This is a genomic window from Agrobacterium sp. rho-13.3, from assembly GCF_033957765.2.
Taxonomy (GTDB): domain Bacteria; phylum Pseudomonadota; class Alphaproteobacteria; order Rhizobiales; family Rhizobiaceae; genus Agrobacterium.
In genome coordinates, this window is sequence record NZ_CP192774.1 from 2,386,125 (window position 1) to 2,408,997 (window position 22,873).

General features: G+C 56.4%; 18 protein-coding genes, 1 pseudogene and 1 riboswitch. Of the genes and pseudogenes, 7 read left to right on the forward strand and 12 right to left on the reverse strand.

Annotated elements, in window-relative coordinates:
• Positions 1-33: 33 nt before the first annotated feature.
• Positions 34-1,566 (reverse strand): L-piperidine-6-carboxylate dehydrogenase, encoded by a 1,533-nt coding sequence (gene amaB / locus RMR16_RS11780; protein WP_320198044.1) that lies wholly within the window; start codon positions 1,564-1,566, stop codon positions 34-36.
• Between the two features lie 112 nt (positions 1,567-1,678).
• Between amaB and RMR16_RS11785 the strand changes: the two genes are divergently transcribed.
• Positions 1,679-2,581, forward strand: coding sequence for a LysR family transcriptional regulator (locus RMR16_RS11785; protein WP_320198043.1), 903 nt, complete (start codon positions 1,679-1,681; stop codon positions 2,579-2,581).
• A gap of 2 nt (positions 2,582-2,583) precedes the next feature.
• On the opposite strand, the gene RMR16_RS11790 is transcribed toward RMR16_RS11785, so the two are convergent.
• Positions 2,584-3,471, reverse strand: a complete 888-nt coding sequence (locus RMR16_RS11790) for a DMT family transporter (protein WP_320198042.1) — start codon at positions 3,469-3,471, stop codon at positions 2,584-2,586.
• A 183-nt stretch (positions 3,472-3,654) separates the two neighbouring features.
• Entirely contained in the window at positions 3,655-4,869 is a 1,215-nt protein-coding gene (locus RMR16_RS11795) for an adenylate/guanylate cyclase domain-containing protein (protein ID WP_320198041.1), read from the reverse strand.
• Between the two features lie 239 nt (positions 4,870-5,108).
• On the opposite strand from RMR16_RS11795, the gene RMR16_RS11800 reads away from it, so the two are divergent.
• Positions 5,109-6,416 carry a UDP-glucose dehydrogenase family protein gene (locus RMR16_RS11800; protein WP_320198040.1) on the forward strand — a complete coding sequence of 436 codons (1,308 nt, stop codon included), beginning with the start codon at positions 5,109-5,111 and terminating at the stop codon, positions 6,414-6,416.
• A 35-nt stretch (positions 6,417-6,451) separates the two neighbouring features.
• Positions 6,452-7,468 carry an NAD-dependent epimerase gene (locus RMR16_RS11805; RefSeq protein ID WP_320198039.1) on the forward strand — a complete coding sequence of 339 codons (1,017 nt, stop codon included), beginning with the start codon at positions 6,452-6,454 and terminating at the stop codon, positions 7,466-7,468.
• A gap of 31 nt (positions 7,469-7,499) precedes the next feature.
• Here RMR16_RS11805 and RMR16_RS11810 read toward each other — a convergent pair whose 3' ends face one another.
• The 8 genes and pseudogenes from RMR16_RS11810 to RMR16_RS11845 form a co-directional block, all read right to left on the reverse strand.
• The gene (locus RMR16_RS11810) at positions 7,500-7,811 is read right to left on the reverse strand and encodes a hypothetical protein (protein WP_320198038.1); all 312 of its coding nucleotides are present in this window, start codon (positions 7,809-7,811) and stop codon (positions 7,500-7,502) included.
• Between the two features lie 184 nt (positions 7,812-7,995).
• Positions 7,996-8,448 (reverse strand): pseudoazurin, encoded by a 453-nt coding sequence (locus tag RMR16_RS11815; protein ID WP_320198037.1) that lies wholly within the window; start codon positions 8,446-8,448, stop codon positions 7,996-7,998.
• 21 nt (positions 8,449-8,469) lie between these two features.
• A complete protein-coding gene (locus RMR16_RS11820; protein WP_320198036.1) occupies positions 8,470-9,243 on the reverse strand; it encodes an ABC transporter ATP-binding protein in 774 nt (257 codons plus the stop codon).
• A complete protein-coding gene (locus RMR16_RS11825; RefSeq protein WP_320198035.1) occupies positions 9,240-10,259 on the reverse strand; it encodes a FecCD family ABC transporter permease in 1,020 nt (339 codons plus the stop codon). The genes RMR16_RS11820 and RMR16_RS11825 overlap by 4 nt, the downstream gene beginning before the upstream one ends.
• Positions 10,260-10,261: 2 nt before the next feature.
• Positions 10,262-11,212, reverse strand: a pseudogene (locus RMR16_RS11830) (ABC transporter substrate-binding protein); the annotation flags it as partial.
• A 274-nt stretch (positions 11,213-11,486) separates the two neighbouring features.
• Positions 11,487-11,714, reverse strand: a riboswitch (cobalamin riboswitch).
• A 160-nt stretch (positions 11,715-11,874) separates the two neighbouring features.
• Positions 11,875-14,214, reverse strand: a complete 2,340-nt coding sequence (locus RMR16_RS11835) for a glucose/quinate/shikimate family membrane-bound PQQ-dependent dehydrogenase (protein ID WP_320198034.1) — start codon at positions 14,212-14,214, stop codon at positions 11,875-11,877.
• 63 nt (positions 14,215-14,277) lie between these two features.
• Positions 14,278-15,231: an asparaginase gene (locus tag RMR16_RS11840; RefSeq protein ID WP_320198033.1), complete on the reverse strand. Its 954-nt coding sequence runs from the start codon at positions 15,229-15,231 to the stop codon at positions 14,278-14,280.
• Positions 15,232-15,236: 5 nt separating this feature from the next.
• Positions 15,237-16,721 (reverse strand): amino acid permease, encoded by a 1,485-nt coding sequence (locus tag RMR16_RS11845; protein WP_320198032.1) that lies wholly within the window; start codon positions 16,719-16,721, stop codon positions 15,237-15,239.
• 269 nt (positions 16,722-16,990) lie between these two features.
• Here RMR16_RS11845 and RMR16_RS11850 point away from each other — a divergent pair, with 269 nt between their 5' ends.
• Complete coding sequence (locus RMR16_RS11850; RefSeq protein WP_320198527.1) at positions 16,991-18,421, forward strand: aspartate ammonia-lyase; 1,431 nt, start codon at positions 16,991-16,993, stop codon at positions 18,419-18,421.
• On the opposite strand, the gene RMR16_RS11855 is transcribed toward RMR16_RS11850, so the two are convergent.
• Positions 18,418-19,131, reverse strand: coding sequence for a FadR/GntR family transcriptional regulator (locus RMR16_RS11855; protein ID WP_320198031.1), 714 nt, complete (start codon positions 19,129-19,131; stop codon positions 18,418-18,420). The two genes, RMR16_RS11850 and RMR16_RS11855, sit on opposite strands and share 4 nt — an antisense overlap.
• Before the next feature lie 160 nt (positions 19,132-19,291).
• Between RMR16_RS11855 and RMR16_RS11860 the strand changes: the two genes are divergently transcribed.
• The 3 genes from RMR16_RS11860 (at position 19,292) to RMR16_RS11870 (ending at position 22,842) form a co-directional block, all read left to right on the forward strand.
• The gene (locus RMR16_RS11860; RefSeq protein WP_320198526.1) at positions 19,292-19,879 is read left to right on the forward strand and encodes an ANTAR domain-containing response regulator; all 588 of its coding nucleotides are present in this window, start codon (positions 19,292-19,294) and stop codon (positions 19,877-19,879) included.
• A 20-nt stretch (positions 19,880-19,899) separates the two neighbouring features.
• A complete protein-coding gene (locus tag RMR16_RS11865; protein ID WP_320198030.1) occupies positions 19,900-21,174 on the forward strand; it encodes a CmpA/NrtA family ABC transporter substrate-binding protein in 1,275 nt (424 codons plus the stop codon).
• A 369-nt stretch (positions 21,175-21,543) separates the two neighbouring features.
• Entirely contained in the window at positions 21,544-22,842 is a 1,299-nt protein-coding gene (locus RMR16_RS11870; protein WP_320198029.1) for a CmpA/NrtA family ABC transporter substrate-binding protein, read from the forward strand.
• Positions 22,843-22,873 lie beyond the last annotated feature (31 nt).

A 22,873-nucleotide genomic window follows, 5' to 3' on the forward strand; every position in this document is an offset into this window, starting at 1 on the left:
CGTGAACCCATCGCCAGCCGATCATTCAAAACATTATTCGATGTCGAAAGACACGCCCTGCGCCAGCGGCAACGCCTTCGAATAATTCACGGTGTTGGTGGCGCGGCGCATATAGGCCTTCCACGAATCCGACCCGGATTCACGACCGCCACCCGTTTCTTTTTCACCACCAAACGCGCCGCCAATTTCCGCACCTGACGTGCCGATATTGACGTTGGCAATGCCGCAATCCGAACCGTCAGCGGCAAGGAAACGCTCTGCCTCTTGAAGATCACGGGTAAAGATCGACGAGGACAGACCTGCGGCAACCGCGTTGTGATCAGCAATTGCCTGATCGAGATCGCTGTATTTGATGACATAGAGGATCGGCGCGAAGGTTTCATCCAGAACCGGGCCGACCTGCTTTGGCATCTCGACCAGCGCTGGCTTCACGTAGTAGCCGTTTGCCGCACCCGTATCGACACGCTGACCGCCGGCAACAACGCCGCCATGGGCCTTTGCTTCTTCCAGCGCCTTCTGCATGCCATCGAATGCGGCCTTGTCGACCAGCGGACCGACGAGTGCGGACGTTTCCAGCGGATTGCCAACGGAAACAGAAGCATAGGCTTTTTGCAGGCGTGGAACGAGCTGATCGTAAACGCTCTCATGCACGAACAGGCGGCGAAGCGTCGTGCAACGCTGGCCTGCCGTTCCCATCGCACCGAAGGCAATGGCACGCAGCGCCATGTCGAGATCGGCAGAGGGGCAAACAATACCGGCATTGTTACCGCCGAGCTCCAGAATGGCACGGGCGAAACGTTTGGCCAGACGCGGGCCAACATCGCGGCCCATGCGTGTCGAGCCGGTTGCCGACACCAATGGCACCTTGGGGTGATCGACCAGTGCTTCACCCACTGTGCGATCACCGATGATGATCTGGCTGAGATTTTCAGGCGCATCGCCAAAGCGGGCAACGGCCCGTTCAAAAATGCCCTGAACGGCAAGCGCCGTCAGCGGTGTCTTTTCCGATGGTTTCCAGACAACCGAGTTGCCGCAGACAATCGCCAGCGCCGCATTCCAGGACCAGACGGCAACCGGGAAGTTGAAGGCGGAAATAACACCGACAACGCCGAGCGGATGCCATGTTTCCATCATGCGGTGGCCGGGGCGCTCGGTGGCAATCGTCAGGCCGTACAGCTGACGGGAAAGACCGACCGCGAAATCGCAGATGTCGATCATTTCCTGCACTTCGCCCAACCCTTCGGACGGAATCTTGCCCGCTTCCAGCGACACCAGACGTCCAAGATCGGTCTTGAAGGCGCGCAGCTCTTCACCCAGAAGACGGATCAATTCGCCACGGCGCGGAGCCGGAACCAGACGCCATGCACGAAACGCGACATCGGCCTTTTCCACCACGGCGGCAACATCGGCAGCCGACACGGTTTTGAGGCTTGCGACCTGCTCACCCGTAACAGGGCTGAAAGACGGCATATCGCCGCCTTGATACAGATCGGAAGACACGCCCATCTTCGCCAGAAGCGCTGCGGCCTCCTTCACGACATCGACTTTGATTGTTGCTGCGGTCATAGCGAAGGCTCCGTTGTGTCGAAAATACCCATTTCATTCTCTTTCATGATCATATACGGGTTCAAGAGCCGTTTTCAAATGAGGAAACCGCGTGAGTTGATGCGAGAGTGGAATGGACACACGCAGACGCCTTGTTCCCGATATCGTAACCTTGCAGGCTTTCGAATGCGCGGCAAGGCATGGCAATTTCACACGTGCCTCCGAAGAGCTTAACCTGACCCAAAGCGCCGTCAGCCGCCAGATCAGCGATCTGGAAGCGCAAACCGGCATGTTGCTGTTCGAGCGCATCCGCCGCCGCGTGGTACTGTCCGATGCCGGGCGCAAGTTTTTGCCGGATGTACAACGGCTGTTGCAGCAATCCGAACAATTGATGGTGCGCGCCGTCACCGCTGGCACCTCCAGCGCAGCACTCTCCATCGCCACACTTCCAACGTTCGGTAGTCGGTGGCTGACCCCGCGCCTGCACAAATTCATGGCTGCCCACCCGGACACCATACTCACGGTCGGTTCGCGTTCGCAGCCCTTCGATTTTGATGAGGAAGGTTTCGATATCGCCATCCATTACGGACAGCCCGTGTGGGCGCATGGCACCTGCGCTTTTCTGTGCAACGAGGTGATCGTTCCCGTGGCGAGCCCGACACTGCTTTCCGCCCGACCTGTCGAAACCCATTCCGATATGCTGAACGGCCCTTTGCTGCATGTCAGCACCCGCCCGAAACTGTGGACCGAATGGTTCGAAATGAACGGACTTACCTCCGACAGTGCCTATCGCGGCAGTCGCTTCGACCAGTTTTCCATGCTCATCGAAGCCGCCGTCAGCGGGTTGGGTTTTGCGCTTTTGCCCAAATATCTGATCGAAGCCGAGTTGAAATCCGGGCTGCTGACTGTGGTGTTCGACGCGCCATTGAAGACGGAAAACAGCTACTACATCGCTCTGCCGGAAGGCCGTCAGGACAACATTCTGGCTCGGGCGTTTCACAACTGGCTTCTGGAGCAAGTGGGAAAACCACTATAATTTTACAGTCGATTGCGGAAAAACGGGTTCCAGCGAATGAAACCGAGGCGGATTTTCTCGCGCATCATCGTCAGCAATCCAGCCGATGCAATGACCAGCAGACCGAAAATCGCCATCGTGTCGGGGTACTCGCCAAAAAAGAATGCGCCGATGGCAACGGCCCATAATATTTGCGAATAATGCGACGGCGCAATCTGGCTGGCCGGTGCAATTTTTGTCGCCGTCAGCAGCGTTATCTGACCAACGGCGGTGCAGATGCCGATGACGATAAACGATCCAACCTGATGCAGTGTCGGCATTTGAAAATGCGGTGCCATCAGAAGTCCGTTAAAGACCAGACCATAGGTGACCAGCACGCCCATGATCGAGGTGCGCTTTTCCCGCCCGGCCAGCGATCGCAAAAGAACAATCGTCAAGCCAGCAAGAAAGGCGACACAAATCGCTGCAAGATGGCCAAGCTCGAGCGATTTGAAACCGGGACGCACCACCAGACACACGCCGATGATGCCGGCCATGACCGCAGACCAGCGCCATAAGCCTATGTCTTCCTTGAGGAAAATCGCAGAGAGGATGGTGACGAAAAGCGGCGACAGGAAGATCAGCGCATAGGCTTCTGCCAGTGGCACCGTCGTGAAGGCATAAATACCGAGAATGCCTGCAAACAGGCCGGAGATTGCACGCGCATTCACCGCCCATGGCCTGTTCATGCGCCAGAAATGACGCCAGCGCTCATCCCTCGGCTTGACGAAAAAGATAATGGCCGCCGAGGACAAAATACTGAAAAAGCCGATTTCGAAGACGCTGACCTGCGAGCCGAGCGACTTGATGGTGGCATCTCCCACGGAAAAGCTGGCGTAAGCGAGCAACCCCAGTAGAAAACCCTTTTGCATGGCAAAACAATCCCGGACGGACAAAAGGAAGGCAAGCGCAGCCAAAAGTCATCTATATTGGCCAATATTCCAACGACTCAAGGAATAGGCGGCGCAGATTACGTTGAATCTGGCTACGCCTGCGCAACCAAGCGCACAAGGCATAAAAACAGAAAAATCGGTCCCCTTGTTTTTGGGTCACGGTCAGCAGATTTCCGGGTCGATGGTGAAGAGTTCATTCGCCCGTGCAAAACCTCGAAGAGCATACCGACCGAGGGACACCATCAGGCCTTGCATGTTGTCCGGGCACATCACGACAAAATCCTTCGACATCACCGTGTCGCGGTCCACCGAACTGCAAAGCCCGCTGATGCGGCTGACCATATTGACGGCCGGGCCAACCACCGTGAAATCAAGGCGGCTGCGGCTGCCGATATTGCCATAAAACACCTCCCCCACATGCAGGCCCAGATACACATTCGTGGTTGGCAGACCTTCCAGATTACGGCGGGCGTTCAGGACCGTGAGATTGGTCCGCATGGTTATTTCCGCAGCAATCGCCGACGCGCAATCGGAGCGCTGATCTCCGGTGCGGAAGATCGCCAGAACCCCGTCACCGATCAGCTTCAACACACTGCCGCCATGGGCCTGAATGGCGTCGATGACCAGGCCGGCATAATCATTGAGAAACGGAATGATCTGATCTGGCTCTGCCTTGTCGGATATGCCGGTGAAATTTCGCAAGTCCGAAAACCACAAAACCGCGTCGATCTTTTCGACCTCGCCACGGGTTATCGTCCCGCTCATCACCTTTCGGCCTGCATCGCGGCCCAGATACACATCGCTGATCGTGCCGATGATCCTCATGCAACAGGCGGTTTTGACCGCCAGCGCGAGCGTCGGCAAAAGCAGCCTTAACGCTGCGAGCTCGTCATCATGAAAACCTTCAGGATGCCGCGTCAGCCAATGCGAATAAAATGCGTTCATCTCCCCGATGCTGCCGCGATCCGTAAAACGATGGATCGTCGCCAGATAGTCTGTATGGCCGGCATCTTTCAGTTCGGACAGTTTATGAAACGCCGTTTCCTCATTCATAAAAAAACGATGCCGGGCTTCATCCGCATTGTCTTTGATGAGGTGGAAGAATACGGAATTTTCCCAGGCCTCCCGCGCATTCCCATCGTCGGTAAAATCATAAACGCTGGAGGATTCGAATACATCGCGGCTATCCCAGCGAAAGGCGTGACCCTCGAAATCCGGGTGCAGCGTATCCATCAAAATCAGGGCAGAGGAAATCGCAAGGCCCGCAGCGTTGCATCGTTCACAGAAGCCGGACAGCAGCACCTCCTCCGCTATTCCTTCATAGCCCTGCTGTGAGAGCCAAAGCGAGATGTTCTGAAGGCTGGATTGCTGGATCATGAAAGATGGTGTTCCCCGAAGACATCAGCGAAAGACAATGATGATCAACGCTGTACTCAACGTGAGCGTTGCCTTTCTTCCGGTTCCTTTACAACAAATTCTTGAAATCGTCCGTTGAAAACCGGATGCACGCTTTCCCACGGCGGCGAAGGCGGATAAACAGCTATCCAAAATGCTGTTTGCCGCGCAAGCGTGGCTGGCGAAGCTCATCGCCGGCCTTAGACCCGAAAGGTTTTTTGATGCGTATTGTAATGATTGGCTCTGGTTATGTTGGGCTGGTTTCAGGTGCCTGTTTTGCCGATTTCGGTCATGATGTCATCTGTGTCGACAAGATGCCGGAAAAAATCGAGGCGCTGAAAAACGGTCAGATACCGATTTTTGAGCCCGGACTGGACGCCATCGTCGCCAGCAATGCCAAGTCGGGCCGCCTCAACTTCACGACAGAATTGACAAGTGCTGTCGCAGAGGCCGACGTCGTGTTCATCGCCGTTGGCACGCCGTCGCGCCGTGGCGATGGTCATGCCGATCTGGGTTATGTTTACGCAGCAGCCCGCGAAATCGCAGCCGCCGTGACCGGCTTTACCGTCATCGTCACCAAGTCCACCGTTCCGGTTGGCACGGGCGACGAGGTAGAACGCATCATCCGCGAGGAAAATCCGAATGCGGATATCGCGGTGGTGTCAAACCCGGAATTCCTGCGCGAAGGTGCAGCGATCGATGACTTCAAGCGCCCGGATCGCATCGTCGTCGGCCTGTCCGACGAACGCGCCCGCCCTGTCATGACGGAAGTGTACCGCCCGCTTTATCTCAACCAGTCGCCGCTGCTGTTCACCACACGCCGCACGTCCGAGCTGATCAAATACGCCGCCAATGCCTTCCTCGCCATGAAGATCACCTTCATCAACGAGATGGCCGACCTGAGTGAAAAGGTTGGCGCGGATATTCAAGACGTCTCGCGCGGCATCGGACTGGATGGCCGCATCGGCGCGAAATTTCTACATGCCGGTCCCGGTTACGGCGGCTCTTGTTTCCCGAAAGATACCCTGGCGCTGGCCAAGACCGCACAGGATTTCGACAGCCCGGTTCGCCTGATCGAAACAACCATCGCCGTTAATGACACCCGCAAGCGCGCCATGGGCCGCAAAGTTATCGCGGCTGTTGGCGGAGATGTGCGTGGCAAAAAAATCGCCGTGCTTGGCCTCACCTTCAAGCCCAACACCGACGACATGCGCGATAGCCCGGCCATTGCCGTGGTGCAGACACTTCAGGACGCCGGTGCCAAAGTCATGGGTTACGATCCTGAAGGCATGGCCAATGCACGCCACCTGATGGAAAATATCGATTACGCCAAGGGGCCTTATGAAGCGGCGCAGGATGCCGATGCGGTGGTGATCGTCACCGAGTGGAACCAGTTCCGCGCGCTCGATCTCGACCGTCTCAAGCGCATCATGAAAAACCCTGTTCTGGTGGATTTGCGAAATATCTATCGCCCGGATGAAGTGACGGCCCACGGCTTCACCTATGCGGGCATCGGCCGTCCGCAATAAAGCATCTGCGCAGAACATAAAGACAAGGCGATAAAATGCGATATCTGATCACCGGCACGGCAGGTTTCATCGGCTTTCATCTGGCAAAACGTTTGCTGGATGATGGCCATTTCGTCGTCGGTTTTGATGGAATGACGCAATATTACGATGTCGCCCTGAAGGAAAAGCGCCACGCCATTCTGGCGCGTTCCAACGGCTTCAAAGCCCAGATCGGTATGCTGGAAGATGCGGATGCTCTCAACCGCGCTGCCGACCTTGCTGAGCCGGAAGTCATCATCCACCTCGCCGCACAGGCAGGCGTGCGCTACAGCATCGATTGCCCGAAGGATTACGTGAACTCCAACCTGATGGGGTCGTGGAATATTCTCGAACTGGCCAAAACGCTCCAGCCAAAACATCTGCTGTTGGCCTCCACATCCTCCATCTACGGCTCCAACGACAAAGTGCCTTTCGCCGAGAGCGACAAGGCCGACGAGCCGATGACCATTTATGCCGCCACCAAAAAATCCATGGAACTGATGGCGCACAGCTATGCCCATCTGCACAAGGTGCCGACAACGGCCTTTCGCTTCTTCACCGTCTATGGACCGTGGGGACGCCCGGATATGGCCCTGTTCAAATTCGTCGATGCGATTTTGAAGGGCCAGCCCATCGATATTTACGGCGAAGGCAAAATGAGCCGCGATTTCACCTATATCGACGATCTGGTGGAGGGCATCGTCCGGCTCAGCCACATCGAACCATCCGAAGACAACCGCGTTTTGGCAGAGGGCGTCAACGATACGTTGTCGAAGCACGCACCGTTCCGCGTCGTCAATATTGGTGGCGGACAGCCGGTGGAACTGATGCGGTTCGTGGAAACCGTCGAGGACGTGCTGGGCCAAAAGGCCATCCGCAACATGCTGCCCATGCAGCAGGGCGATGTGCCGCGCACCTATGCCTCGCCCGATCTTTTGAAGGCGCTGACCGGCTATGCGCCGGAAACCACCATCGACAAGGGCGTTGCATCTTTCGTGGAATGGTATCGAAACTGGAAGGCAGGCGCGGCCTGAAGCATTTCAGACCGGCCGCCTCTCGCTGAAATTAGCTGCCTGCCTCGGCACCCTCATCCGTTTGCAAGATGCGCGAAAGTTCAGCACAGTTAGGATCGCTGGCATTCAGCAGTTGGGCCGGAGAAGTCCAGCCCAGGGTCACACCGGCAGCGGTCGTGACCGCCCATACCGGCTCTTCACCGGCGCGCTTCAACAATTGTGGTGCCTGCGCACTGATGCACTGTTGCGATTGCTGGAGCGTTTGCGCGGATACATTGGCGCGCTCCAGATGCTCTCGCACCTGCGCCTGAAGTGGGTCCACCACGAAGAGTGTCATGAGCCATGCTGCAATTTCGGATATCATAATAAGCCTCTGTATGTTCGGCGAACATGTCGGAAAAGGTCCGACATCGTGAAAGCACCGAAACTCTCACCAGAGGGGCCCGGACCAGCGGGTTGGCCCAGATGTGGGAGGTGGTCACGCCAATTCAAGGGACGTGCATCCGATTTCGGACGCGCACGCTTCCGATAAAGTCAGGGTCGTCGTATTATGGCTTCGCCTGCATCTCATGCGCGGCAATCAGTGCATCGAAACGCGGCTTGGCGCGGGCGGGATGGGCAATCGTCTTATAGCGCTCCGGCACGGTCGCCTCACCCACCTTGATCAACATCACCATGCCCATGCCGTAATGCGGCGAGCATTTGATGCCGTAAAAACCCTGCTTGTCGAAGGGAACCTCGATTTCCTCGTTGATCTTGCCTTTGAAACCGGCAGCACCTTCCGGCACCATGCCATCGATGGTCGCCGCATTGTGACTTTTATGGGTGGCAATGAATTTGACTTTATCGCCGGGCCTCAATGCTAGGAAATCAGGCTCGAACACCATGGAGCCTTTTTCGCCTTGGTTGAGCATTCTGACTTCAAATGTTTCGGCAAACGAGGCAGCGGCAGTCAGACCCACAAAAAGCACAGCTACGGAGATGGATCGAATAAAACTCATGTTACATTCCTTGGGTATTGATCAAATATCGTCACGCGGTGCGCGGTAACGGATGTGGCAGAGTTTTTCACCGTCGTGTTCCACATCCACCTCAACGCCGAAAACATCGCGGATGAGGTCCGCCGTAAAAACCGAACATGGCTTGCCGAGTGCCACCAGTTGCCCGCCTTTCATCACCGCCACACGGTCACAGAACATGGCGGCGTGGTTGAGATCGTGCAGGGCAGCAGCAACCGTCAGCTTCTGTTTGCGCACGAGATGCAGCAAGGCGATCTGATGGCCGATATCGAGGTGATTCGTCGGCTCATCAAGCAGCAGGATTTCCGGTTGTTGCGCCAGCGCGCGGGCAATATGCAGGCGCTGCCGTTCGCCGCCCGAAAGCGTGTGCCACATGCGCTGGACGAGATGCTGTGCATCCACATCCCGCAACGCCTGATCCACGATGGCGTCATCGCTTAGTGACCACGGAGACAAGGCACCAAGGTGAGGCGTGCGGCCAAGCTCCACTGCTTGGCGGGCATTGATGCGTTCTTGCGTTTCAGCCTGTTGTTCCACCAATGCAACGGCGCGGGCGATATCGCGACGGTTCAGACCTTGAATGTCCTGACCATCCAGCATAACAACGCCAGACCGGGATTTTCGCAAGCCAGACATCAGCGACATGAGGCTAGTCTTGCCCGAGCCGTTTGGCCCGACAATGCCCAGAAACTCGCCGGGAATAATGTCGAGGCTGACATTCTTGACGATCTCCACGCCACCAGCGGACCAGCAGAGATTGCGTCCCGAAAGCATCATGCCGCGCTCCTGCGCTGGCTGAGAATGAGCGCAAAAGCCGGTGCGCCGAAGAGGGCAGTGATCACACCAATCGGCAGCACCTGCCCGGCAATAATCGTGCGCGAGACGATATCGGCAGCAATCATAAAGATAGCACCAATCAGCGCGGCGGCGGGCAACAAACTCCCGTGGCGAACACCAACAATCATGCGGGCCGCATGTGGAATAACCAGCCCGATAAAACCGATGGAGCCAACGATGCTGACCATGATGGCGGTCATCAAAGCTGAAACGCCAGCCAGGATAATATAGACCCGGCGAACCGGAATGCCGAGCGACGCCGCCGATTGCGAACCGAAGGTAAAGGCATCCAGCGCACGCGCGTGCCACAGGCAAACGGCAAAGCCGGCAAGTGCGATGGGCAGAGCCAGCGACACATCAGTCCAGCGCACACCGGACAGATTGCCGAGCAGCCAGAACATGATGCCCCGCGCCTGTTCCGCATTGGCAGCCTTGGTGACGATGAAGGATGTCAAAGCATTAAAAAGCTGTGATCCCGCCACACCGGCAAGAATGATCGCGCTGTTTCCGCGACCTGCGCGCAATGCCAAAAGGCTGACCAGCGCGAAGGCGACAAGCGCACCTAAAAAGGCACCGAGCGGCATGGTCAGCATACCCGCGCCAAAGCCCAGAATGGCAACGCCAACCGCGCCGGTAGACGCACCGGCAGAAATGCCGAGAATATAAGGATCGGCCAGCGGATTGCGCAAAAGTGACTGAAGGACGACACCGGAGACCGCTAACGATGCACCACAACACGCCGCGACCACCGCCCGGCTGAGGCGGTAATTCCAGACAATACCTTCATCGATCGCATCAAGCGAATAAGTCGCGTGAAACAGACGGTTCGCGACCGTCTTGGCGACCACATCCATGGGAATGGACGTCTCGCCAACTGCTGCGCCTAGCCAGAGCGCGAAAAGCAAACACCCGGCCGCCAGCAAAGCGGCACGGGTGAAGGTGAAACATGCGCCCATGCTCAGTTTGAGAGCCCGAGCTTAACGACTGCATCAGCCAGCACTTCAATGCCTTCGATGGTGCGGATCGTTGGGTTCATGGCCTGTGCATCCATCACAACGACATGGTCGTTTTTGACCGCAGGCATAAGGTTCGTCACCGGGTCTTCCTTCAAGAACTTCTGCTTCACGGCAGCGTCATCGGCAGGAAAGCGGCGGCGATCCATTTTACCGGCAACGATGATGGCGGGTTCGGATTTGGCAATGGTTTCCCAGCCAACCGTTGGCCATTCCTCTTCGCTGTCGATGACATTCTTGATGCCGAGCGCGGACATGATGTACCCGGGTGCGCCGTTCTTGCCTGCAACATAAGGGTCGATATCCAACTCTGCGCTGGAGAACCAGAACACCGCAGAAAGCTTGCCCTCCGCAGAGGCGATTTTCTTGCGCGCCGCGTCTTCACGCGCCTTCAGATCGGCAACCAGCTTTTCGCCCTTGTCCTGAACGTTGAAGATCTGCGCCAGTTCGGTGACTTCCTGATAGATCAGATCCATCGTGAACACGGAATGGCGCACGCCGTCTCCACCGGCACTGTTGTCTTTACCGACGCAATCGGCAGGTGATGTGTAGACGGGGATTTTCAATTCTTCGAACTGCTGCGGCTTGGCGACGATACCTTCAGGGCCGACATGCCACTGGAACTGCGCCGTGACGAGATCAGGCTTCTTGGCCAGAACACTTTCGAAGCTCGGATCATTATCGGCCAGACGCTCAACCTTGGCATTGGCTTCTTCATAACCCTTGATGACCGGGCCGATCCACACCGCCGTGCCGACGACCTTGTCCGCGAGACCCAGCAAATAAAGAATTTCCGTGGTGCTCTGGCCGATGGATACGGTGCGCAGCGGCGCATGAGTGAAGGTTACATCACGACCGCAATTGTTGAGCATCAAGGGATATTTTGTCTCGGCCGCATAGGCGGGTGGCATGGCAGTACCGAATGCAGCAACCGCAAAAGTCGCAGCGCAGATCGTGTGTCTGAAATTGAATGTCATTTCCGATTGGTCCCCGAAATCGTCAGCGGCCTCTCCACAGGAAAAGCCTTATTTGCACATGTGTGGAGGCTCACTCCAAAAAGGCATGGTCTGAAACGATCCGAAACGGGATATTTGCAGATGGAATAAGGCGCGTTGCGGCGCGAGATACAATCATGACGTCTCCTGCTCCGGGCATCCCCGCCCGTGACATTGGAATGAACTTTCAACGGCAGGTCTCCTGGCTCACGGATTTTCGTTTTCACCCGCCTTCCCGCGACATCGATCCGCAGTGGCTTGACGCTTTTCAAAGCGCCAGTGGGTTAGACAATCCGTCTACAGTTGCGGGGGCAGCCACGGCATTGAACCCAAAAAGGTTCGCACCGCATTCCCTATTATTCCTCACGATCACTCGCTCGAAACCGTCGCAAGCAGATAGACCTATTCCAAACCTCCCGTCAAGCATCCATCTTGTAATGTTATTACATATTCATAGCAAGGCGTACTGCCAACAAAAATCCCAAACAAATCAGTATCTTCTTACACCGAGGCCGGAAAGGTTGCCCTTCCCGGCCTCGAATGTCAGTTTATGTGGATGAAAATCAGGGCAGCGTGTAGGCGATCACATAATCGCCAGCTTTGGTGCCAACCGAGCCGTGTCCACCCGCAACGATGACAACATATTGTTTGCCGTCATCCATTGCATAGGTCATCGGCGTCGCCTGCCCGCCCGCCGGAAGGCGGGCTTCCCAGAGCTGTTTGCCGGATGTCAGATTGTAGGCACGCACGTAATTGTCAACAGCCGCACCGAGGAACGCCACGCCACCCTTGGTAATCATCGGGCCACCAATGCCAGGCACACCAACCTTGAAGGGCAGCGGCAGCGGCGTCATGTCATAGACAGTGCCGTTTTTGTGCTTGTAGGCCACATCACCGGTGCGCAGATCGGCCCCTGCAACGTAACCCCAAGGCGGGGCCTGGCAGGGAACGCCGAGCGGACCCAGAAACGGACCCATGAGGACACCGTAAGGCGCACCATCATTGCGGTTCAGGCCCTGCTCACTGCCCTTTTCATCCTGTCCTCTCGGTGGAATCTGGTCACGCGGCACGAGCTGTGAAGTAAAGGCGAGATAGGTCGGCATACCGAACATCACCTGACGCTCAGGATCAACCGCGACACTGCCCCAGTTGAATGTGCCGAAATTGCCGGGATAGATCAGCGATCCGTTCAAGGACGGAGGTGTGTAACGTCCCTTATAATTCAACTGGTGAAACCGGATGCGGCACGCCAGTTGGTCGAACATGGAGACGCCCCACATGTTCTTTTCCACCAGCGGATCAGGCTTGAACGACAGTGCCGAGGTGGGCTGGGTGGGTGCAGAAAAATCCTCGGGGATCGCACCGCCCGGGGCCGGTTCTTCCGTCACGGCGAGGAGCGGTTCGCCGCTGCGCCGGTCCAGAACATAAATGTCGCCCTGCTTGGTGGGGCCGACGAGAGCGGGAACCGTCTGGCCATCCTTTTTGGTAATGTCCAGCAACACTGGCTGAGCGGGAACATCCATATCCCACAGATCATGATGCACGGTCTGGCGCACCCAACGATCCTGCCCGGTGTTTATGTCCAGGGCGACGATGGATGATGAATATTTCTCGACATTTTCGCTGCGGCCCATGCCGAGTTGGTCGGGAACCTGATTTCCAAGCGGAATATAGACCAGCCCAAGCGCCTCATCGACGCTGAACACCGACCAGCTGTTGGGGGAGTTGGTCGTATAGGTCTGACCCGATGCAAGCGGTTGGGTCTGCGTCGGGTTTCCCGAATCCCAGTTCCAGATCAAAGCACCCGAATTGACGTCAAATGCACGGATGACACCAGACTGCTCCTGCGTCGAGTAGTTGTCGTTGACGGCACCACCGATGATGATCTTGTTGCCGGCAATGGCAGGCGGCGATGTGGAGTAATAATAGCCCGCAGGATTGTATTTCATGCCGGTTTCGAGGTGCAGAGTGCCTTGGTCTGCAAAGGATGTGCAGACCTGTCCGGTTGCCGCATCCAGCGCTATTAAACGCGCGTCGGATGTCGGCAGGTACACACGCTCAGCGCAGAGTGAACCAGCCTGTGCGGCGGCATCGGCGTAATAGGTCACACCACGGCAGGTCTGATGCTGGCGGTCCGGGTTCATGCCGGAGTTGGCATCATATTTCCACTTTTCCTTGCCGGTCGCGGCATCAACGGCAATGGCCCAATTGTGCGGGGTGCAGAGATAAAGCGAGTTGCCGACTTTTAAGGGCGTCACCTGATAGGTCGTTTCGCCCACATCATTGGGCAGTTTCACATCGCCGGTGCGGTAGCGCCAAGCCTCTTTCAGCTGACCCACATTGTCCGCATTGATCTGCGTCAGCGGCGAATAGCGCTGGCCGTAGGATGTGCGCCCATATTGATGCCATTCACCATCCGGCACGTCATTTCCGTAAGAGGGAGATGCGGAAACAATTTCGCTTGAAAGATCGCCTTGCAGATCATGCGGGTCTTGCGTCATCGCAAAGGCCGCAGCGCCGACGGAGACCAGAACCGCTGTCAGCAACGGCACGGCATTGGCGCCGTAAGAAATGCCAGTTGGGCTGGTGAAACCAAGTGGCTTTCTGATCCATGGCATCAAAAGCCACATGCCAATCAGGATAATGAAACCGCCGCGCGGTCCAAGTTGCCACCAGTCGAAACCGACTTCCCACAATGCCCAGATGAGCGTTGCAAGCACGAAAGCGGCATAAAAATGCAATGCCGCTTTGTTTCTCTGAAAAAGAAGAACAGCGGTGACCACAAATGCGATCCCTGCCAATGCATAATAAAAGCTTCCGCCCAGCATGACGAGCTGAGAGCCGAAGCCAAAAATTGCCAGTCCAATAAGCGTCAGGATAACCGCAGTTGATGTCACTGCCATGAAAAGCCCCCGGTGGTTTTCAGCCGGGGAAACACTATCAGGCCATAAAGGTTCCCGAAAAAATCACGTTTTCGCCATTTTGTGGAAATCGTTGAAGGCGTTTTTGATATCTTCGCGATTTTTCGAAGACGCAATAAGCGCCGCAAGCAGTATCCTGGCCTGTCCGGCACGCAGCGTGCGCGAATGGACTGCGCCAACGGCACCCATGTCATGACCACCGCCACCGCCGCCATAACCGGCAACCAGCCCGCCAACAGGCACGCGGCTGGAAACGACGACCGGCACGTTGTTTTCCGTGCAACGCTTAACCCCCTCGACGATCCGCGGATTGGCATTGCCGGAGCCAAGTGCGGCCAGCACGATACCGTTTGCGCCCGCTTTCAAGCTGGCATCGATATGTGTGGCATCGCAACCGGGATAAATAGCAACGATATCCACCCGAAGGTTGCTGACGTTTTGCGAAAAGCCAGGGCTATCGGGACAATCGACCTGACCGGAAAGATCGAACGCATCGCGCTCATCCGCAGAGCGTTTGTAAAGCCCCCACGCAGGCAACAGCTTGCCGCCGAAACAGAGAAGAACGCCCTTGTGGCTATTGGCAGCATTAGCCGCCGCCGCAATGGCGGCCGCGAGATTGCCCGGACCATCGGACTCCGGATGATCTGCCGTAAACTGTGCGCCAGTAAAAATAACAGGCTTGGTCAGCGCGTGCTGGAGATGAACCAGCAGGGCGCTTTCTTCCATCGCATCCGTTCCATGCAGAATGACGACGCCGGAAATGGTCGGGTCGGCAAGCTCTTTGCCCACCGCATCGCTGATGTCCTGCATATCGGATATGGTGAGGCTGGACGAATCCTTCGCCATCAACTCAACCGGCTTTACCGCCACATTGTCAGTGGAAATACCGCAAAGCAGGCTTTCGCCCGTCAGGGACGGTTTGGCAGCGCCGCTTTCATCACGTTTGCTGGCGATGGTGCCGCCGGTGGCTAGAACAGCCACCAGCTTTTTCGATTCCATAATACTCAATTCTGACCCCGGTGCGCAGTCGCGCCAGCGTTGCTCAATGCGTTGGCTTTCGCCAGTTCGTGAATGCGATTCCGCAACAGATACCACCCCGCGACAAGAGCCGGCACAATGATGACGAGAGAACCGACCGTCCATGTTCCAGCCGGATAATCCAGCGCCATCAGCACCAATACGCCGAAGAGAAAGATGAGCGTCAGTATGCCGGTATACGGCGCGCCGATCATTCTGAAATCAGGACGCTTCATTTCCCCCCGCCGCGACAGGTGCCACAGCTTGAGCTGGCATAACACGATGACGCCCCATGCGCAAATGATGCCAAGTGCCGCAACATTAAGGGCAATTTCGAACGCGGCAGCGGGAACGATGGCATTGAGAATGACGCCGATCACCGTCACGACGGCGGTAACGGCAATGCCGCCGTAAGGCACGCCCGCCTTGTTCATCTTGGCCAACGCCGCCGGTGCAGAACCGGAAATGGCCATGGAATGCAGAATGCGGCCGGTCGAATAGAGCCCCGCATTGAGCGAGGACAGAACCGCCGTCAGCACCACGAGGTTCATGATGATATCCGCACCCTGAATACCAATCGAACCGAAGAATGTCACGAACGGGCTCTCGCCAGCCTTATAGGCCGTGTAGGGCAGAAGCAGCGTCAGAAGCAGAACCGAACCGACATAAAACACCACCAGACGAACGACAACGGTGCGGATGGCACGGGGAATGACCTTGCGCGGATCTTCCGTTTCACCCGCCGTCGTGCCGATCAGCTCGATCGAGGCATAGGCAAAAAGCACCCCCTGAATGATGATAAAGGCGGGCAATATGCCATTCGGGAAGAAACCGCCATTATCGGTAATCAGGCTGAAACCTGTGGCATGGCCTTCAATCGGCGTGCCGAAGATGACGAAGTAGATACCGACGACAAGGAATGTCGCAAGTGCGATGACCTTGATGAGACTGAACCAGAATTCCAGTTCTCCAAACACTTTCACGGACAGCATGTTCATGGCCAGCACGATGACAAGCGCGCTGAGCGCAAAGACCCATTGGTCGATGCCTTGCAACCACGAAACATATTGCTTGAAGAAATTCATGTAGATCGCAACGGCGGTCACATCGGCAACCGATGTCATGGCCCAGTTCAGCCAGTACATCCAGCCCACGGCAAAGGCCATTTTCTCCCCGTAAAATTCACGGGCATAAGACACGAACGAACCGGAACTGGGCCTGTGCATGATAAGTTCGCCCAGTGCACGCAGCACCAGAAATGCGAAGAAGCCGCACAGGGCATAAACAAAAATCAACGCCGGTCCGGCCGCGGCCAAACGGCCACCTGCACCCAGAAATAGCCCGGTGCCGATAGCACCGCCGATGGCAATCATCTGGATTTGGCGTGGTTTAAGCGCCTTGTGGTATCCAAGTTCTTCCTGAACCTCCACCGGACGTCCATGATTTGGTGTGTTTAGATTATTGACTGACATCGCCCCTCCCTCAGAGCTCCTCACGCGCCAACCGGCTCCCTATTCATCACTCTGGAATCGGCGACTTTCATCCTCATAAAACCAACATGAGAGGATTTTTCCTGTCATGTTGTAAGACAGATTTTCCGATCAAATACTGGCCTTCAATTGCGGCGTCAACCCTCTGTTGGCCCGTTGACGCCCTCCAACACTCGGCGTACATAGATCATAATCTGTCAAGCAGCCTTACAGATATAAACGTAAATCAAGTGGAGGATAGTCTGGTGTCGATGCGGAAAGAACACGATCTTTTGGGTGAAAAGGAAGTACCGGCAGATGTCTATTGGGGTGTGCACACTGCCCGCGCCGCCGAAAATTTCCAGATTACAGGCACGACGATTGGCCGTTATCCCTATCTTATTCGCGGGCTGGCATTCGTGAAAGAAGCTGCCGCCAAGGCCAACCATGAACTCGGCTTGCTGGACACTCAGCGGCTGGACGCCATCGTTCAGGCCTGCCGTGAAATTCGGGATGGCGCATTGCACGACCAGTTCATTGTGGACGTTATTCAAGGTGGTGCCGGAACCTCCACCAATATGAATGCCAACGAGGTTATCGCCAACCGCGCCCTTGAAATTCTCGGCCATACCAAAGGTGATTACGCGCACCTGCACCCCAACGACCACGTCAATCTCAGCCAATCCACCAATGACGCCTACCCTACCGCCATCAATGTCGCGTTGATCGAATCCATCGATGATCTTGCAGCCTCGATGCTGGTTTTGCAGGAGGCGTTCGCCCGCAAGGCAACCGAGTTCGACGGTATTCTGAAAGTGGGCCGCACACAGTTGCAGGATGCCGTGCCCATGACATTAGGTCAGGAATTCCGCACCTTTGCCATCATGCTGGGCGAGGACCGCTCACGCCTGATCGAATCCGCCGCATTGCTGCATGAAATCAATCTTGGCGCCACCGCCATCGGCACCCGCCTGAATGCGCCCGCTGGCTATGCGGAGGTTGCCTGCGCGCACCTCGTGCAACTCACAGGTCGTCCGCTCGTCACCGCCGCCGACCTCATCGAAGCCACGCAAGACCCCGGCGCATTCGTGCACCTTTCCGGTGTCCTCAAGCGTGTCGCCGTCAAGCTGTCCAAAACCTGTAACGACCTGCGGCTGTTGTCTTCCGGTCCGCGCGCGGGCATTGGCGAGATTAACCTGCCAGCGGTGCAGGCCGGGTCCAGCATCATGCCGGGCAAGATCAATCCTGTCATTCCAGAAGTGGTCAATCAGGTCGCCTTCGCCGTCATCGGCAACGACATCACCATCACCATGGCCGCAGAAGGCGGACAGCTTCAGCTCAACGCCTTCGAGCCGATCATCGTGAAAGCACTGTCGGACAGCATCTCGCAACTCAGCGCGGCCTGCCGCACCCTTGCCGATCGCTGCGTCGATGGCATTACCGCCAATATCGAGATCATGGCCCGCAGGCTTGAAGAATCGCTTGGCCTTGCAACAGCACTCAACCCGCTGATCGGTTATTATGCGGCAACGCAGGTTGCGCAGGAAGCGTTGGCATCAGGCCGCACCGTGCCTGCCGTGGTTCTGGAAAAGGGTTATATGACCGCAGAACAATTGCAGTTGGCGCTAAGACCGGAATTGCTTGCAAATGTGCCGTTCAAAAACACGGCGAGCGTTCCACCGGAGCCCGAAACTGCGCCTTAGCGCAGCGCTTTTTCTTCGCCGATAATGGCGGTAACGGTCTGTTGGACCTGCCCGAGATGTGCTTCCATGGCGCTTCGGGCAGTTTCATCGGAACCGGCAGCGATGGCTTCGGCAATCAGGCGGTGTTCGACATTCGATGCAGCCTGACGCTGCGCCATAATGTTCAGCAGCTCCGATTGCTGACTGAGAGAGTCGCGGGCATCAGAAACCACCTTGGCGAACAGGGAGTTGCCGGAAGCTTCCGCAATGGCGCTGTGAAACTCCGAATCCAGCTTGACCCATTTGTGCGGATCGTGCTGCGCGTCCATCGCATCGCACAACTTCAAAATACGCGCCAGCTGCTCAGGCGTCCGTCTGACGGCGGCCCAGCCAGCGGCAGGAACTTCGATGAATGGCCGTGCTTCGATAAGATCACGGGCAGAATAACCAGCATAATGCAGTTCGCGACTGGGTCTGTCGGTCAGCACATAGGTACCACTGCCCGTCCGCGTCTGGGTCATGCCAAGGGTTTGCAAAGACCGCAGAGCTTCGCGAACAATGGGCCTGCTGACGCCATATCTGCCAGCAAGGTGCGTTTCGGAAGGCAAGCGGGTGCCGACAGTCAACCGCCCGGAGACGATTGCCATACGCAATTCTTCGAAAACCGATTCCGCCGCACTTTTTCGGCTAATCGGGCTTGTTTCTGATAACCAGTCCGCCCCTGCACTCATAGTGCCAACCTTCATAAAGGCGAGAGAGTTGTCAAGCGGTCTGACGAGAGGGTAATAGTTTTAACCCGTAACAACGCGGATAAAACAGCGGAACATGCATATATTTTAATCACGCCGAAAAAGATTGCAAATCTTCATGCGCTGCGCCATTTATGCGCACATGACGCAACGCGACCTGACAATTCTGGTGATCGATGAAAACGCCATTCGCGCCTCTATCATAGAGGAAGGTCTGCGCGAGGCTGGCCATGATCGCGTTACCGTCATCCACGAAGTTCACGGCGTCGCGCGGATTATCGACACACTCTGTCCTGACGTCATCGTCATTGATATAGAAAATCCAAACCGTGATATGATGGAACATTTGTTCCAATTGACCCGGACGGTCGGTCGCCCCATCGCAATGTTCGTGGATCGATCCGACACCGCATCCATTGAGGCGGCAGTCGAAGCGGGTGTTTCGGCTTACATCGTCGATGGACTGAAAAAAGAGCGCGTCAAACCCATTCTGGATATGGCTGTCAGCCGCTTCAATGCGTTCAGCCGCCTGAAACGGGAACTGGCAGACGCTAGATCAGCGCTTGAAGAACGCAAGATCGTTGAGCGCGCCAAGGGCATTTTGATGAAAATGCGCGGGCTTTCCGAAGAGGAGGCTTTCGCGCTGTTGCGCCAGACAGCGATGAACGAGAAGAAAAAACTGTCCGAGATCGCGCAAAGCGTGGTGACAGCAGCCGGTTTGCTGATGTGAACGGCTAAGGAGCAAGGCACATGACGACAACAATCGACGAGAGGAAAAAAGGCGGCACCCCCGCCCTGATCGGCAATGACAGCCAACGCACCTTGCGCGCCGGCTTCATTCCGCTTGTCGATGCATCGGTGCTGATTGCAGCCGCCGAATTCGGCTTTGCCGAACGGGAAGGCCTGAAGCTTGATCTGGTCAAGGACGTGTCCTGGGCCAATGTCCGCGACCGCCTGGCATTTCGGCAATTCGATATCGCCCATATGCTGTCACCTATGCCGGTCGCCTCAGCTCTGGATTTAGGTTCGAACCCCTCACCCACCATCACGCCATTTTCGCTTGGGCGCGGCGGCAATGCCATCACCTTGTCAGCCAAGCTTTTTGCGCGGATGCGTGAGGTTACAGGATTATCCGAAACCGCAAGCGCGCTGGAAAACGCCAAAGCGCTCAAAACCCTGCTTGACGAGATGCGCGCGCGTGGCGAAGCGGCACCGACATTTGGCGTTACCTACCCCTTCTCATCGCATAATTATGAGTTTCGCTATTGGCTGGCCGCAGGCGGAATTGACCCTGATACCGACGTCAAACTCGTCGTCGTGCCACCACCGCTGACATCCGACGCGCTGGCAGCCGGTGCCATAGATGGCTTTTGCGTTGGCGCACCTTGGAACATGGTGGCCAGCGAACGCGGCATTGGCCGCATTGTTGCCGCCAAACAGGACATCTGGCCATCGGCACCGGAAAAGGTTGTCGGCATGCGCCCGGAATGGGCGCAAGCCCAGCCCGAAGCCGTATCGCGCTTGATCGTGGCGCTGGATGCCGCTGCCCGCTGGTGCGACAAAGCCGAAAATCATGGGGCGCTGGCCGAAACACTGGCGGATGCCCGATATATAGCGGCGCCAGTCGAGATCATCCGGCAAGTTTTGGCCGGACGCTTCAACGTGGATGCACAGGGCAACCATAGGGTCATCGAACGTTATTTCACCTTCCACGACAACTTTGCCAATTACCCGCGCAAAAGTCAGGCACTGTGGATTTATAGCCAGATGATCCGCTGGGGCCAGACCACATTCTCAACCAACGCCGCGGAAGCGGCAGCATCAGCCTATCGAACCGATCTTTATCGCAACGCATTGGGCGCACAAAATGCCCCCTCAGAACCCGACATTCGCATCGAAGGCGATGCCGAAAATGACCGATTTATGGACGGCCATGTCTTCGATCCGAGCGCCATAGAGGACTATGTTCGGTCTTTTGCCGTGAGTGCAGGAACCAAAAATCATCGCGACGAAGACGAAGTGTGACCGTTCTGCGCTGCACAAAAGCTGCGCAATCCAGTCGCGCTTACCAACCATATGCGTAAATTATAAGCCGCCGATGCGGCGATTAAAATTTGACCAGCCATCAAGGTTTCCAAAAATAACCATTGCATTACAGATGCATAATCAAGAAATTTGAAACTGGCATAGCGCTTGCGTTCTAAAAATCACTCGGTCAACGGCGATCGAGGATAAAAGCGCTTCACCGCTGCTTACCAACGACACAGACGTCGCAAGGTTTTTGCTGTCCGGGATTTTTCTCCCGGCAAACGCAATCTCCGAGCGGCGTTTTTTTATTTCTGCACTTGGCAAACAAGCGCCCTCAAGGCGGCTCAAAAAATGGGGAACATGCGAATGAAACCGACATTCACTGGCAACATAGGCCGCCGCAGCATTCTGAAGACCACCGCAACAGCCGCTTTGATCACCGCAATAAAATCGTCATTTCCTTCAGGCGCTTTCGCAGCAACTGCCGTACCGGAAGTCACAGGCGCCAAGCTTGGCTATATCGCGCTGACAGATGCGGCACCGCTAGTTGTCGCGGCGGAAAAAGGCCTGTTTGCCAAATATGGCATGCCCGATGTGGAGGTCGCCAAGCAGGCATCCTGGGGTGCAACCCGCGATAATCTCGTTCTCGGCGGCGCATCGAACGGCATCGATGGTGCACATATGCTGACGCCGATGGCCTATCTCATTCACACCGGCAAGGTCACGCAGAACAACGTGCCCGCGCCGATGACCATTCTTGCGCGGCTGAACCTCGATAGCCAAGGCATCTCCGTTGCCAAGGAATATGCCGATACCGGCGTTCAGCTGGACGCTTCAAAGCTCAAAGCGGCATTTGAGAAAAAGAAGGCCGAAGGCAAGGAAATCAAGGCGGCCATGACCTTCCCAGGCGGGACGCATGATCTCTGGATCCGTTATTGGCTGGCGGCTGGCGGCATCAATCCAGACAAGGATGTCTCCACCATCGTTGTGCCTCCGCCGCAGATGGTCGCCAATATGAAGGTTGGCAACATGGATGTGTTCTGCGTGGGCGAGCCATGGAACGAACAACTCGTCAACCAAGGCATCGGCTTTACGGCCTGTACCACTGGCGAATTGTGGAAGAACCATCCTGAAAAGGCGCTCGGCATGCGCGCCGATTGGGTGGAGAAGAACCCAAATGCCGCAAAGGCCATTCTGATGGCCGTGATGGAAGCCCAGCAATGGTGCGACAGCATGGACAACAAGGATGAAATGGCGACCATATTGGGCAAGCGCCAATGGTTCAACGTGCCGCCAAAAGACGTGCTGGGCCGCCTGAAGGGTGACATCAATTACGGCAATGGCCGCGTGGCCCATGGCACCGACCTTTACATGAAGTTCTGGAAAGACGACGCGTCCTATCCGTTCCAGAGCCATGACAGCTGGTTCCTTGCCGAAAATATTCGCTGGGGCAAACTGCCTGCCAATACCGACATTAAAGCGCTGGTCACGCAGGTGAACCGTGAAGACCTGTGGCGCGCAGCCGCCAAGGATCTGGGTGTCGGTGCTGCCGATATCCCAATATCGAAATCCCGCGGCAAGGAAACCTTCTTCGATGGCAAGGTCTTCGACCCGGAAAATCCATCCGCCTATCTCGATAGCCTCTCCATCAAGGCCGCTTCGTAAGACGCTATCGCCCCTCCCCCAACAATGTGGA

Bases quoted from the DNA above. Each gene is read 5' to 3' on its own strand.
- RMR16_RS11865 (WP_320198030.1), top strand. From the start codon at position 19,900: ATGACGACAACAATCGACGAGAGGAAAAAAGGCGGCACCCCCGCCCTG.
- RMR16_RS11805 (WP_320198039.1), top strand. From the start codon at position 6,452: ATGCGATATCTGATCACCGGCACGGCAGGTTTCATCGGCTTTCATCTG.
- RMR16_RS11840 (WP_320198033.1), bottom strand. From the start codon at position 15,231: ATGGAATCGAAAAAGCTGGTGGCTGTTCTAGCCACCGGCGGCACCATC.
- RMR16_RS11825 (WP_320198035.1), bottom strand. From the start codon at position 10,259: ATGGGCGCATGTTTCACCTTCACCCGTGCCGCTTTGCTGGCGGCCGGG.
- RMR16_RS11850 (WP_320198527.1), top strand. From the start codon at position 16,991: ATGCGGAAAGAACACGATCTTTTGGGTGAAAAGGAAGTACCGGCAGAT.
- RMR16_RS11845 (WP_320198032.1), bottom strand. From the start codon at position 16,721: ATGTCAGTCAATAATCTAAACACACCAAATCATGGACGTCCGGTGGAG.
- RMR16_RS11860 (WP_320198526.1), top strand. From the start codon at position 19,292: ATGACGCAACGCGACCTGACAATTCTGGTGATCGATGAAAACGCCATT.
- RMR16_RS11790 (WP_320198042.1), bottom strand. From the start codon at position 3,471: ATGCAAAAGGGTTTTCTACTGGGGTTGCTCGCTTACGCCAGCTTTTCC.
- RMR16_RS11815 (WP_320198037.1), bottom strand. From the start codon at position 8,448: ATGAGTTTTATTCGATCCATCTCCGTAGCTGTGCTTTTTGTGGGTCTG.
- RMR16_RS11785 (WP_320198043.1), top strand. From the start codon at position 1,679: ATGGACACACGCAGACGCCTTGTTCCCGATATCGTAACCTTGCAGGCT.
- RMR16_RS11835 (WP_320198034.1), bottom strand. From the start codon at position 14,214: ATGGCAGTGACATCAACTGCGGTTATCCTGACGCTTATTGGACTGGCA.
- RMR16_RS11800 (WP_320198040.1), top strand. From the start codon at position 5,109: ATGCGTATTGTAATGATTGGCTCTGGTTATGTTGGGCTGGTTTCAGGT.
- RMR16_RS11870 (WP_320198029.1), top strand. From the start codon at position 21,544: ATGAAACCGACATTCACTGGCAACATAGGCCGCCGCAGCATTCTGAAG.
- RMR16_RS11820 (WP_320198036.1), bottom strand. From the start codon at position 9,243: ATGATGCTTTCGGGACGCAATCTCTGCTGGTCCGCTGGTGGCGTGGAG.
- amaB (WP_320198044.1), bottom strand. From the start codon at position 1,566: ATGACCGCAGCAACAATCAAAGTCGATGTCGTGAAGGAGGCCGCAGCG.
- RMR16_RS11855 (WP_320198031.1), bottom strand. From the start codon at position 19,131: ATGAGTGCAGGGGCGGACTGGTTATCAGAAACAAGCCCGATTAGCCGA.
- RMR16_RS11795 (WP_320198041.1), bottom strand. From the start codon at position 4,869: ATGATCCAGCAATCCAGCCTTCAGAACATCTCGCTTTGGCTCTCACAG.
- RMR16_RS11810 (WP_320198038.1), bottom strand. From the start codon at position 7,811: ATGATATCCGAAATTGCAGCATGGCTCATGACACTCTTCGTGGTGGAC.